This is a genomic window from Pseudoalteromonas sp. APC 3893, from assembly GCF_030408095.1.
In the GTDB taxonomy this organism is placed as follows: Bacteria; Pseudomonadota; Gammaproteobacteria; order Enterobacterales; family Alteromonadaceae; genus Pseudoalteromonas.
Window position 1 is genome coordinate 221,270 of sequence record NZ_JASDCD010000002.1, and the last position, 13,216, is coordinate 234,485.

Annotated in this window: 10 protein-coding genes; 8 read left to right on the forward strand and 2 right to left on the reverse strand. The window is 40.2% G+C overall.

Annotated elements, in window-relative coordinates; all coding sequences use genetic code 11:
• Window positions 1-134 precede the first annotated feature (134 nt).
• On the forward strand, window positions 135-1,523 hold the full coding sequence (locus QMA12_RS05030) for a coniferyl aldehyde dehydrogenase (RefSeq protein ID WP_290209071.1): 1,389 nt from the start codon (window positions 135-137) through the stop codon (window positions 1,521-1,523).
• 26 nt (window positions 1,524-1,549) lie between these two features.
• Here QMA12_RS05030 and QMA12_RS05035 read toward each other — a convergent pair whose 3' ends face one another.
• Window positions 1,550-2,245: a tetratricopeptide repeat protein gene (locus tag QMA12_RS05035; RefSeq protein ID WP_290209073.1), complete on the reverse strand. Its 696-nt coding sequence runs from the start codon at window positions 2,243-2,245 to the stop codon at window positions 1,550-1,552.
• 543 nt (window positions 2,246-2,788) lie between these two features.
• On the opposite strand from QMA12_RS05035, the gene QMA12_RS05040 reads away from it, so the two are divergent.
• Window positions 2,789-3,646, forward strand: a complete 858-nt coding sequence (locus QMA12_RS05040; RefSeq protein WP_290208958.1) for a DUF6279 family lipoprotein — start codon at window positions 2,789-2,791, stop codon at window positions 3,644-3,646.
• A 159-nt stretch (window positions 3,647-3,805) separates the two neighbouring features.
• Window positions 3,806-4,843 (forward strand): GGDEF domain-containing protein, encoded by a 1,038-nt coding sequence (locus QMA12_RS05045; protein ID WP_290208959.1) that lies wholly within the window; start codon window positions 3,806-3,808, stop codon window positions 4,841-4,843.
• Here the strand turns inward: QMA12_RS05045 and QMA12_RS05050 are convergent.
• Window positions 4,840-5,787 (reverse strand): LysR family transcriptional regulator, encoded by a 948-nt coding sequence (locus QMA12_RS05050; protein WP_087533703.1) that lies wholly within the window; start codon window positions 5,785-5,787, stop codon window positions 4,840-4,842. The genes QMA12_RS05045 and QMA12_RS05050 overlap by 4 nt on opposite strands.
• Before the next feature lie 118 nt (window positions 5,788-5,905).
• Between QMA12_RS05050 and QMA12_RS05055 the strand changes: the two genes are divergently transcribed.
• From QMA12_RS05055 to QMA12_RS05075, 5 genes are all read left to right on the forward strand, one after another.
• Window positions 5,906-7,075 carry an efflux RND transporter periplasmic adaptor subunit gene (locus tag QMA12_RS05055; protein WP_290208960.1) on the forward strand — a complete coding sequence of 390 codons (1,170 nt, stop codon included), beginning with the start codon at window positions 5,906-5,908 and terminating at the stop codon, window positions 7,073-7,075.
• 8 nt (window positions 7,076-7,083) lie between these two features.
• Window positions 7,084-10,239 (forward strand): multidrug efflux RND transporter permease subunit, encoded by a 3,156-nt coding sequence (locus tag QMA12_RS05060; RefSeq protein ID WP_290208961.1) that lies wholly within the window; start codon window positions 7,084-7,086, stop codon window positions 10,237-10,239.
• The gene (locus QMA12_RS05065) at window positions 10,232-11,608 is read left to right on the forward strand and encodes a TolC family protein (protein ID WP_290208962.1); all 1,377 of its coding nucleotides are present in this window, start codon (window positions 10,232-10,234) and stop codon (window positions 11,606-11,608) included. The genes QMA12_RS05060 and QMA12_RS05065 overlap by 8 nt, the downstream gene beginning before the upstream one ends.
• 17 nt (window positions 11,609-11,625) lie before the next feature.
• Window positions 11,626-12,645: a zinc-binding dehydrogenase gene (locus QMA12_RS05070; protein ID WP_290208963.1), complete on the forward strand. Its 1,020-nt coding sequence runs from the start codon at window positions 11,626-11,628 to the stop codon at window positions 12,643-12,645.
• Window positions 12,646-12,708: 63 nt separating this feature from the next.
• Window positions 12,709-13,209 (forward strand): GNAT family N-acetyltransferase, encoded by a 501-nt coding sequence (locus QMA12_RS05075; RefSeq protein WP_290208964.1) that lies wholly within the window; start codon window positions 12,709-12,711, stop codon window positions 13,207-13,209.
• The last annotated feature ends 7 nt before the right edge of the window (window positions 13,210-13,216 follow it).

Here is a 13,216-nt window from a genome sequence, read left to right on the forward strand (position 1 = left end):
GAGTGCTTAGTTTATATTAGGCACTCTTTATTGCCCCAACCTTTAAACACCGTTATAGTGTCTACATATTAATCTTATTCGTGGATATGCGCTTGACTGAAAATGCAACGAATACATCACTGACAGGTGATTTAATGCCGCATTTTATAAAGATGCAACAGCGGTTTAATGAAGCTTCTTATTTAGCAATTGCAGAACGAATACGTTTACTTAAACAGTTAAAGCGTCAACTTATTGCGCTTGAGAACGACTTGGTTGCTGCTACTTCAAAAGACTTTGGTTATCGTACTGCCTTTGATACTGTTATGGGTGATTTACTACCCAGTGTTAAGGCTATAACCCATACAGTTGAGCACTTACCAAAATGGGTAAAGGATTCACCGCGTAATCCAGGACTGAGCTTAGCACCGTCTAAGGTGTCGGTTAGCTATCAGCCCAAAGGCGTCGTAGGTATTATCGCTCCTTGGAATTACCCAATTCAATTAGCTTTAGTGCCCGTGATCACAGCATTGGCTGCTGGTAATCGCGTTTTATTAAAAGTCAGTGAGTTTACCCCGCATACTAATCAAGTATTAAAGCGGCTATTCATTGAAGGGCTAGATGCACATTGTTTGCTAATTGAAGGCGATGCCCGGTTAAGTCAAGAGTTTTCAAACTTGCCCTTTGCGCATTTATTTTTTACCGGCTCGACGAATGTAGGGCGTCATGTTATGGCCGCGGCGAGTAAAAACCTAACGCCAGTAACTTTAGAGCTAGGTGGAAAGTCACCTGTAATTATCACCAGCGATGCAGATATTAACAAAGCAGCAAAAACAATCTTATTTGGTAAAATGTCTAATGCTGGGCAGATATGTGTGGCTCCCGACTATATATTTGTACCAAAAAAGTTGCAGCACCAATTAATACATAGTTTATGTACTTTGTATAAAAAGTACTACCCACAAGGGGTTGAAGGTAAAAATTTAACCTCTGTTATCAGTCAGCAACATTTTAAAAGATTAAGTGAATTACTTAACGATGCCAAAGGTAACGGAGCGCAAGTAGTCAAGCCGCTTGATGAGAATATGGCTGATGAGCAAAAACACCGTATGGGTCTGCATATTGTGACACATGTGAATGATGGCATGGCCGTAATGCAAGAAGAAATTTTTGGCCCCATTTTACCTATATTAGAATATGACAATATCTCCGAGGTAATATCATATATTAATGCGCGCCCGCATCCACTTGCTTTGTATGTAATGGGATATAACTCTCAGCTTATTCAAACGATTGAGCTACAAACTCAAAGTGGAACATTTGCGGTTAATGATACCTTACTGCAAGTAACCTCTGATGATGCGCCATTTGGAGGGATAGGGGAGTCGGGAATGGGCAACTACCATGGCAAAGAAGGGTTTATAACTTTTAGCCATGTGCGTAATAAACTACACACAGGTAAATTTAACCCAAGGCTGAAGCTGCTATTGTCACATAATAAATTATTGGTCAAAGCACTTAAATGGTTGTACTTACGACCTTAAGACGTCAGTACAACCAGTGCATTATATTAATAAAGTCGGCCTTCACCGCCATATAGCCCAGCTTGTATGCGCTCGTATAGCTCATTGGCTTTTTCTTTTGCTTCAATGATTTCTGCGGGTAACATTTTTTGCTCGTCTAACTTTCTACTGTGACTAGCATTTAAATTACCATTAAATTCTGCCACAGTATTCCAGATGTAAGATTTTTCAATATTCTTATCTACGCCTAAACCCTCAAAGTACATAAGTGCCATATTAAACTGCGCTAAAGAATAGTTGTTGCCAGCTGCCTTTTCGTACCATCTCATGGCTTGTTTGTAATCTTGCGGCACACCTTCACCATTTGAGTACATAACACCTAGATTAAACTGGGCAGCAGGCATATTTTTTTCGGCCGCTTGTTTAAATAATGACACCGCCATTTGTTTATCGAGCTTAACGCCTTTGCCTTCATCATAGAGAACTGCGAGGGCAAACATAGAGTCTACGTGCCGTTTTTTTACTGCTTGTTGATATAAATCAGCGGCTTTGCGGTAATTTTTAGTAACGCCGTGACCACCTTCATAAAGTTTGCCAAGTTCATAAATACCAGGGGCGTAGCCTTTATCAGCTAGATAATTAAATTCTTTCAACGCTTCTTCGAATTGACCTTCATTCGCTGCTTTAATACCTTCATCTAAGCCTGCATGAGTTGCACACGATAAACTCAAGGCTCCAACCATTAACCATATTTTTAATTTAGGCTGCCACATGACAAGACCTCCAATCAATTTGAACTGTTTAATTTTAGCTCCAAGTAAGGGTAAACCCCAAACTAAGGCTGATAATCAGAATTATGTAGATAAGATACAGATTTTACAGAAAATTTAAAGCAATAAAAAAAGCCCCTGAGGGGCTTTTCGGATTCATATCAACCGTCACCGATATGAGCAATGTAGCAAGTAAGTGTGTTTTAATGCGGCGGCTTGGGTCGAGTAATCCGCTTTATTGAAGAGGCACGATCTTCATCAACACGTTAATAAAATTCCAGCATCCTTACTGGTTATTCTTCCCTAGGCACTGAGGTCGGTACTGCCCATTAATTACATCAAGCTTTATACTTAATGTGTTGGGTTATCCTATGTTGATGCGAACGATTATCACTTAGTTTAATCAAGTGGTCAACACTTAAATGATAATTATTTTCAATAACATCAAAATCAATCGTTTACAGTTCATAATAAGTTGATTAACGTAAGGCAAAAGATACTTTAGGCTAAATATACATGTTGAAAAAAATAGTAAATTTAAAAACAGGGCTGTTGTTAGCTTTCATCCTATTATTGGGTGGCTGTTCGGCAAGTTTTACTTACAACAATATAGGCTGGCTGTCAGGTTTTTGGATTGACGACTATGTCGACCTAGATAAACAACAAACTAAAACGATAAAGCGATTAGTAAAGGAGACTCGTGATTGGCACCGAAAAACGCAGTTACCCTTGTATAAGACCGATCTCGTCCATTTACAGCAATTATTAGCTGAGTCACCTTCGCAAGCTGAGCTGATCACGCATTTTACCAATTCAAAAGGTCATTGGCAGATATTAGTTAACAAAATTGCACAACCACTCATTGATGTCGCAATGACACTTGACCCTGAGCAACGTCAGTACTTTATTGAGGCAATTAAGGAGCAGATGGAAGAAGAGCTACACGAGTTTTCTGACCAAACAGCTAAAGAAAGAAAAGCTGAGCGTCTTGAGGAGCAGCTGCAAAGGTATAAGGACTGGCTAGGTAAACTATCAACTGAACAAGTTAGTTTAATTACTGAGGCTAATGAGCAACACATATCTACATTTATAATGTGGCAACAATACAAACAAATACGGCTAAATGCGTTAGCTGATACATTTTCTGGCCCTTTACTCTCAGAAAACCAGTTTACAGAAAATATGATGCATATTATTACTCAGCGTCACGCTTTTATGAGCGATGCATTGAAGCAAGCTGATAAACAAAATTTAGCACTTTATGCCACATTACTGATTGACTTGAGAGCTACGTTAACTGCAAAGCAAATTGAAAAAGCAAATAAGAAATTTAATGAAATGATAGAACAAATAGATGACTTAATTGCTGGTTAACTGCAACACATATTAAATGTTAATTGGATTTGAGCTAACAGAGTGAGCTGAAAAGTAATACGAAATCCTCATTTTTATTGATTTATTCAGCTATTTCCCCTTGAGATATGGTTAATTCAGTTTACACTTAAGTTAATAATTAAAATATTAAGTTTTTTGATGGATATTACAGCTTTAAACGGTACTCAGGTACTTAGAACAAAAGTTTTAAAGTGGATGTGCTTGTGTTTAGCTAGTTTGTCTGCTGTATTTACATATTTTAATATATTTATTAATGACTTTATTGTATTAGGCGTACTTGAAGCCGCGTTTTCTGTGTATTGTTTTAGTGTGTTTGTACTTATCTCAAGAACTAAACTTAAATTATGGCAGCCACTCAGTATTTGCGCATGTGTTAGTTTACTTGTTGTGTTAGGCAGTTATCTTTCGAAGATGAGCCATGCATTATTTGTTTGGATGCTTGCTTTGCCTGTTTTATATTATTTATTACTAGGTACTCTTTGGGGGGTTGTTTTATCTGCCGCTTTATTATTATCAGAAGGTATTGCCCTTTGGGCTAAGAATGATATCTCGCCTTTTTTAACGCTCAATTTATCTTTAAACCTTTCTTTAAGTTATGTCGCTATTTGGGTTGTCGCACATGTATTTGAAAATAGCCGAGAAAACTCTTACAAACGATTACAAAATTTAGCATTACTAGATCCCTTAACGGGTGTAGGTAATCGCCTTGCAATGAATCAATATTTTGAAATCGAATTACAAAATAAACTTGGCTTATTTGCAATGATCCTTGATCTGGATTTTTTTAAACAAGTTAATGATAAATACGGTCATGCAGTGGGTGATAGGGTATTAGTTGCAGTTACACAACTGCTTAATGATAATTTGCCGCAGGGAAAAGTGTTTCGAATTGGTGGAGAAGAATTTGCTATTTTTTCTCCATCGACAACGAGTGAGTATGCACAAAACTACGCACAGCAAATACGCCGTAGCTTAGAGGCTCACGAGTTTTTAATCGAAGGGTACTCTATTTCTATCACAGTTAGTATTGGCGTAGTAAAATATCAACCGGGCGATTCCCTAAAACAGACAATAAAAGCAGCGGATAAACAGCTATATCAAGCAAAGCGCAATGGCAGAAATCAAGTTATGATGGATACCCTAGACGGTGAGACACAATTAGAAAGTGTGTGCTAACGGCCTGAGTATAGTTTATCAAAATTTGGAATGTTTTTTTCCCAGAGTGGCGTATCCTTACCTAGATATTCTCTTATAGCATCAAAGAAAAGCCGTGTTCTTACTGGTAAGTCGCGGTGCGGATAAACCGCATACATAGCACTGTAATGAGCGAGATTTACATCTGTTAGTAATGGCACTAAGCGTCCTGATTTTATTTCGTCTCCAATAATAAACGCGGGGGCAAGTACATATGCTGTGCCTGACAGCGTTTTTTCAACTAACACTTCCGCATCGTTTGCTCTAAAGACACTTTTTATTTTTTGCTCTTGGGTTTCACCTTTATGGTCAATATAGCGTATTCCATCTACTCGCAATGATGAACTATAATAGCTTGCAGCAGGCAAATCGGCTAAATCTTCAATAGTTTTTGGCATGCCATAGGTATTGATAAACTCCGGTGCAGCTAATAGTAACAGCCTGTTACGAGCAATTTTACGTGCTATGAGCGATGAGTCTTTTGGCTCGCCAACACGAAAAGCCAAATCAAACCCTTCGGATACTAAATCAACTAATTTGTCATCGAGTCTGAGCTCTACTTCGACTTGTGGGAAGCGCTTTTGAAAATCATTAATTACTGGCTGTAAGTAGCGCCTACCAATAATGGTCGATGAGGTAATTTTAAGTACACCTCGTGGCTCTTGATGATAGTTTTCTGCTAAACGAATGGTCTCGCCTAGCAACTCTCTGAGATCGGCTGCTTTTTTTACCATTTCGGCACCTGCTGCCGTTAACGAGAATGAACGCGTAGTTCGGTTTAGTAAGCGTACTCCCAAATCATCTTCTAAGCGGCTTATTTGTTTTGAAATAACTGAACGGTCTATATTGCGGGTTTCTGCCGCTTTGGCAAATGAGCCTCGTTCGACAACCTCTAACAACATTAATAAACGACTTGTGGTATCCATAATATGCTCAATTAAATTCAATTGATGCCATATTGGCATTAATGAATTTAAAAATCTACGCTTTTTGTCCGCATGTTACTTCCGTAGTATTAAAAATATATACAAAAGGAGCGTCGACATGAACAAACACTTAATCGCCACTGCAATTTTAGCAGCATCAGCCACCTTGGTTGGTTGTGCTGAAGAGCCTGCGCAACAAGCATCACAACAACACTTACAACCTATTGATGTAGCGCCTGTTATTACGAAACCTGTGCAGAGTTGGCATACATATACCACCCGTCTAGAAGCCCCCGAAGAGGTTTCTTTAATGCCGCGTGTAGCGGGTGTTATCGAAAAAATCACTTTCAATGAAGGTGATTCAGTAAAGCAGGGTGATTTATTATTTGAATTAGATGCACGCACGTTTGCTGCGGTAGTTGCAAGCTTAGAGGCGCAAGTAGCCAGTGCTCAGGCTGCATTAGAACAAGCGCAAAGTGAAGCGAATAGAGCTGAGCGATTAACACAGCGTAAAGCGATTTCAACTGAGCAAGCTGAGTCACGTACTTCGACTTTACATCAGCGTAAAGCACAGCTAGCGGCTTATGAAGCACAATTAACATCAGCTAAATTAGATTTAGAGTTTACCCAAATACGCTCACCTATTGACGGTATTGTGTCTCGCGCCAATATTACCAAAGGCAATAACGTACTTGCTGGTCAATCCGTTTTAACCTCAATCGTATCGAATAAAACAATGTACGCGTATTTCGATGTAGATGAACGTACTTGGAATAGTGCATTCAGTGAGGTAACGAGCTCTGATAAGCAGCAGGTTGTAATGCAAAGGGTTGGTCAAAAGGCATTTGAACACACGGGATATATTGATTTTATTGATAACCAAATCAATGTTGCGACCGGTACTCTTCGTGTTCGCGCACGTTTTGATGAGCAAAAATCACCACTTCGTGCAGGTTCATTTGCGCGTATTAAGTTGGCTGCAAACGAAGTACAAGAACACATTATTGTTCCTGATAGAGCGATTGGCACTGATTTGAAAAATCGTTTTGTATTAACTGTCGGCGAGAACGATGTTTTAGAATATAAGTTAGTGACTGTTGGTGAGCGTTATGGCCGCTTTAGAGTTATTACTTCAGGGTTATCTGGCTCTGATGTTATTGCTGTGAATGGACCTGCTCGAGTCGGTCCGGGTATGCCAATTGCGCCAAAAAATGTCGAGTTGGATACTTCGGGTATTGCGTTTACTTTAAAACCAACAGCTTCGCCTGTATTAATGGCTAGGAAGTAGGATAAACAATGAAATTTTCACATTTTTTTATTCAACGGCCTATATTTGCAGCCATGTTGTCGCTAGTGATTTTAATCGCAGGGGCAATTTCTCTATTCCAATTACCGGTTAGCGAGTACCCAGAGGTAGTGCCACCGACTGTAGTCGTAACGGCGAATTACCCTGGCGCAAATCCAACGGTAATTGCACAAACCGTTGCAACGCCGCTTGAGCAAGAGATAAATGGGACAGAAAACATGTTGTATATGTTTTCTCAAGCCACCAGTGATGGCCGAATGACGCTCACGGTTACTTTTGCACTGGGTACTGATTTAGACCGCGCGCAAGTACAAGTACAAAACCGAGTAAACAGTGCACTGCCTCGTTTACCGGAAGAAGTACAACGTTTAGGTGTGGTGGCTGAAAAGTCATCGCCAGATCTGACCATGGTTGTTCACTTATATTCACCTGAGAAAACACACGACACAGCGTATTTATCTAACTATGCAGATCTATATATTAAAGACCAAATTGCCCGTCTAGCAGGCGTTGGTGATGTTAAACTGTTTGGGGGTGGTCAATACTCTATGCGTGTGTGGTTAAACCCTGATGCATTAGCCGCACGAGAATTGACCGCAATGGATGTAGTTACAGCACTGCGCTCACAAAATCAACAGGTCGCGGCGGGAAGTTTAGGCGCACAACCTGCTTCTACAGATAGCCAATTTCAAGTATTGTTGAACGTTAAAGGCCGTTTAAATAGTATTGAAGAGTTTGAACAAGTCATTATTAAAGTGGGTGAGCAGGGGCAGTTAACCCGTTTAAGTGATGTCGCGCGCTTGGATTTAGGCCAAAACACCTATTCATTGCGTGCAGAGCTTGATAACCAACCCGCATTAGCTATGCCAATATTTCAACGTCCTGGTTCGAACGCGATTGAGCTTTCAGACCAAGTGCGTGAGACTATGGCTCGCTTGTCTAAAGATTTTCCATCAGGGGTAGAATACGACATCGTTTACGATCCTACCGTGTTTGTGCGTGGTTCCATTGATGCCGTTATTACGACTTTACTTGAAGCGGTTGCGTTAGTTGTTATTGTCGTGGTGCTGTTCTTACAAACTTGGCGAGCTTCAATAATCCCGTTAATTGCGGTGCCAGTGTCTTTAATTGGTACGTTTGCGGTGATGCAATGGCTAGGCGTGTCTATCAATACCTTATCTTTATTTGGTTTGGTATTGGCTATAGGTATTGTAGTTGATGATGCCATAGTTGTGGTTGAAAATGTTGAGCGTAACATTGAGCAAGGCTTATCTCCGCTCGAGGCGACACGTGTTGCAATGACAGAAGTAACCGGGCCAATTATTGCTATTGCATTGGTATTATGTGCTGTGTTTATTCCAACTGCGTTTATTAGTGGCTTATCGGGTCAATTTTATAAACAGTTTGCGTTAACGATTACTATTTCAACCGTGATTTCAGCTTTTAACTCATTAACGCTGTCTCCAGCTTTATCGGCACTACTACTAAAAAGTCATGATGCAAAGCCTGATGCATTAACGCGTTTATTAAACCGTTTATTTGGTCGCTGGTTATTTAAGCCATTTAACCGCGTATTTGATAAAGGTGCTAACGGCTATCAAAAATTAGTACAAAAGTTAATGCGTATGAGCGTTATCGTCATGGTTGCATATGTTGCTCTATTAGGCGGTACGATTAAGTTGTTTGATGCCGTACCAGGCGGTTTTATTCCAGCGCAAGATAAACAGTATCTTGTTTCAATTGCTCAGCTACCTGATGCAGCAAGCCTTGATCGTACTCAAGAGGTGGTAAAGCAAATGCAAGAAATAGCACTGCAAGTGCCAGGCGTTGCCAATACTGTTGCATTCCCGGGACTTTCGGTTAATGGTTTTACTAACAGCCCGAATAGCGCAATTGTATTCACACCTCTTGAAGCATTTAGTGAACGCACTGATCCGAGTCAATCTGCGATGGCTATTGCCGCGCAACTTAATAAGCGTTTTACTGCCATAGATGAAGCATTTGTTGCTGTATTTCCGCCACCACCCATTCAAGGACTCGGCACTACCGGTGGGTTTAAATTGCAAATAGAGGATCGTGGAAATAAGGGATTTGAAGCATTATTTAATAGCCTGCAAGCAGTTATCGGTAAAGCACAACAAGATCCTGCGCTAATGGGCTTGTACTCAAGTTTTAGAATTCAAGTACCACAAATGGATATTGATATCGACCGTGAGCAAGCGCTTATACAAGGTATCCCATTAGACGAAGTATTTAACGCACTACAAGTTTATTTAGGTTCTATGTATGTAAATGATTTTAATCTATTTGGTCGAACGTATCAGGTTAATGCACAAGCCGATGCTGATTATAGATTAGACCCTGAACAGATTTTAAACCTTAAAGTACGTAATAACTTAGGAAAAATGGTACCGCTTGGCTCTGTATTAACGGCTACACCAACAACAGGGCCAGACAGAGTAATGCATTACAATGGTTACCCAAGCGCCGAACTTAACGGCAGTCCTGCTCCAGGCTATAGCTCTGATCAAGCACAATACGCTATTGAAGCTATTTTAGCCGACACCTTACCGACAGGAATAGAATATGAATGGACTGAGGTGACATTCCAGCAGATTTTAGCGGGTAATACTATGGTGTATGTTTTTCCTCTCGTCGTATTATTAGTATTTATGGTTCTTGCTGCAACTTATGAGAGTTTACGTTTACCGTTAGCAATTATTTTAATAGTGCCAATGACGATTTTTTCAGCATTAATGGGAGTGTGGTTAGTGGGTGATGATAATAATATTTTCACTCAAATAGCATTGATTGTATTGGTCGCTCTTGCATCGAAAAACGCTATCTTAATGGTTGAGTTTGCCAGAGACAAAACGAAGCAAAATATGAGTCATTTTGATGCCATATTAGAGGCATGCCGTATGCGGTTGCGCCCAATATTAATGACATCAATAGCATTTACCGCTGGGGTTATCCCATTAGTTTTAGCCACAGGGGCGGGAGCTGAAATGCGCCATGCTATGGGTAACGCTGTTTTCTCAGGAATGATAGGGGTGACGGTATTTGGTTTATTATTTACACCTGTATTTTATATTTTGGTGACTAAAACCCGTAAAGATCGACCACAGGAGCAAATTAATGAGTAAATTAACGTTAACCGCTGTTGTAATCGCGGGTCTGTTAAGCGGTTGCGCCAGTAAAATTGATGAGCAACAATACCAAGCAGACTTGCAGTCATTTGTAGAGCAAACGCAAATTGCAACGCAATTACAAGGCACTGATGAGCTTACGTGGTGGCAGCAATTAGAGTCAGCGCAATTAAATGAACTAGTCGTTAAAGCGCGTGCTAGAAATCATAATTTAAAAACTAGCAAACTACAGTTACAAAGTGCGTTAGCCCGTTTGGGGGCGCAACGGGCTGCGTATTTACCCCAAGGTGATGTGAGTATTGATGCATCACGTACGAGCCTAGGCAACGTGCAATCACGCCAATCACAAGCTGGCGTTAACCTTGACTGGCAGCTTGATTTATTTGGTAAAGTGACGGCATTGGTTGATGGCGCGAATGCAGGCGCTATGAGCCAAGCTGAACAAGTGAGAGCATTACAAATTGAGGTTGTATCATCGGTTGTTAAAGGCTTTGTTAGTTACCAAGGTAATTTACAAAAACAGCAAATCATTAATCTGCAAATAGAAGCACTAACGCAAAGTATTGATGTACTAAAAGCGAGAGTCGAAGAGGGAGTTGCTAGTGAACTTGATTTAAATCGTACTTTAGCACAGCTTAAGCAGCAACAATCTCTAATACCTGAGATTGAATATGCTCGCTTTCGTGATTTAGCTACATTGGCTTTGTTAACAGGTCAATTACCTGATGATTTATCATTAGGCGATGAACGCAGCTTATTTTCGCGCGATTTTACAGTGAGTTTAGCAAGCCCAAGTGATGCAATTGCGTTACGCCCAGATATTAGCCGTGCTCTGTTTGAGTTCAGTCAAGCGAATTCATTTAGTGTTGCGGCCAGTAAAGCGTTATTGCCAGATATAAGCCTTACAGCTTTTGCTGGCGTTATTAGTTTAGGCAATAATCATCTCTCTGATACACAGCAACAATGGCAGGTTTCACCCCAAATACAGTGGTCATTATTGAGCTATCCTGCATTATTAGCCCAGCGTGATGCCCAGCAATATTTAACGCAAGCTGCTTATAGCCAATATCAACAAGTAGTATTAAATGCGATGAGTGAAAGTGAACTATCACTGCAGCTTTTAGTCAAACAAAATGAGCAGAACCGCTATGCCAAAGAGCGCTTTAGCTATGCTAATAATGCATTCTTACAAGCGCAAGCTATGTATCAAGAAGGGCAAATACCTTACTTAGAGTTGTTAGATGCGCGGCAGGATGTTTTAATAGCACAAGAAAATGCAGTTGACTCAACGATTTCATCATTACTTGCTAAGGTTGATACTTATCAAGTCTTTAATGGACGTTGGAGCTATGCGTTAGTTAATTAAGTAAAGTTGAGTTTTTAATGCCACATACTGATATTTTATCTACAATCCCAGCCTCAATGAGGGCAATTGTACTACAAGAACCTAATGAGCAGATAACGCTATCTGAGCTCGAGTTACCTGTGCCTGAAGTCACGGGAAATGAGCTGCTTATAAAAGTAGAGTATGTGGGGTTAAATCCAGTTGATGCACAGTTTGCAAAACAAGGTTTTTGTAAGTGGCAATACCCACATACTTTAGGTTTAGATGCCGTGGGTGTAGTCGTAAAAGCTGATAAAGGTGTATTCCCCTGTGTGGGGGCGCGGGTTATGTTTCATGGCAACGTGGGAGAGCAGGGAGTTTTGTCACAGTATGTGAAAGTCCCTAACTTTGCAGTGTCGGTTATTCCTGATGAGGTTAAATTAAGCCATGCAGCCACACTCCCTTGTGCTGGTATGTCAGCGTTAGTTGCACTTGATAAACTACAGATTAGTGAAGGTGATTCAATTCTAATTGAAGCGGGCGGCGGTGCTGTTGGGCAATTTGCGATCCAATTTGCAAAACAGCGAGGGGCTACAGTGTTTACGACAGCAAGCAAACGTAATCACAAACTGGTTAAGCAGCTTGGTGCAGATATGGTGTTTGATTACAACGATAAAAAGCTGGTTGATAAAATACGTCGAGAGCTAGGGCCGCAAGGCTTTGATGCGGTGCTTGATTCAATTGGTGGTGACACCACGATTCGCAACGTCGAATTAATGCGCTTTTGCGGTCGCATAGCCTGTTTAAATCCATTGCCTAAGTTTGAACAAGAGTTAATGTATCGTCGCGCACCTAATATAGGCATTGTCTCGCTTGGCGGTGCGTGGTTGGCTAACAGTTTATGCGCACAACAAAGAATGAGCTTTATGGGTAATTTATTACTTGAGAATATTGCCAATAACTCTTTGACCATTCCTGATATCATTGCTGTTGATTTTGATGCGAAGAGTGTCTCTGCGGCGCTTAATAAACAGCTTCAAGGTGGCTTTACAGGTAAGCAAATAGTACAAATTAGCTAACCCTCCAAGTGCTTAAATAAACCTCGCAATGTCGAGGTTTTTTTGTTCTAAAGAAGTGATATCATGATTATTACGAAATCTCAACGTTTAATAATTCGTTCTGGGCGGCTAACCGATGCTGAATTTATTTTAACGCTACTTAATCAGCCTAGTTTTTATGAAAACATTAGTGATAAAGGTATTCACACCATAGAGCAGGCGAGCCACTATATTCAAACCGCATTTATTGATGCTCAACAAAAACAAGGGTTTGGGCCTTACGTGGTAATGCTTGAAAATGGCACTGCAATTGGTATGATTGGTTTATTTAAACGTGACTATTTGAATGTGCCTGATATAGGTTATGCATTTTTAGCACAATTTACAGGTAATGGTTATGCAACTGAAGCTTGTAATGCATTGATTAATTTAATGAAGAAAAAATTTCCAACACTTGCTGCGATAACAGCTACAGAAAACCTAGCGTCTCAAAGTGTACTTAAAAAACTATTATTCACAAAACTAAGCGATGTTATTACAACGAAAGATAAACAACCCGTTAGTCTGTTTATCAAGACGTTGTAATTCTCAA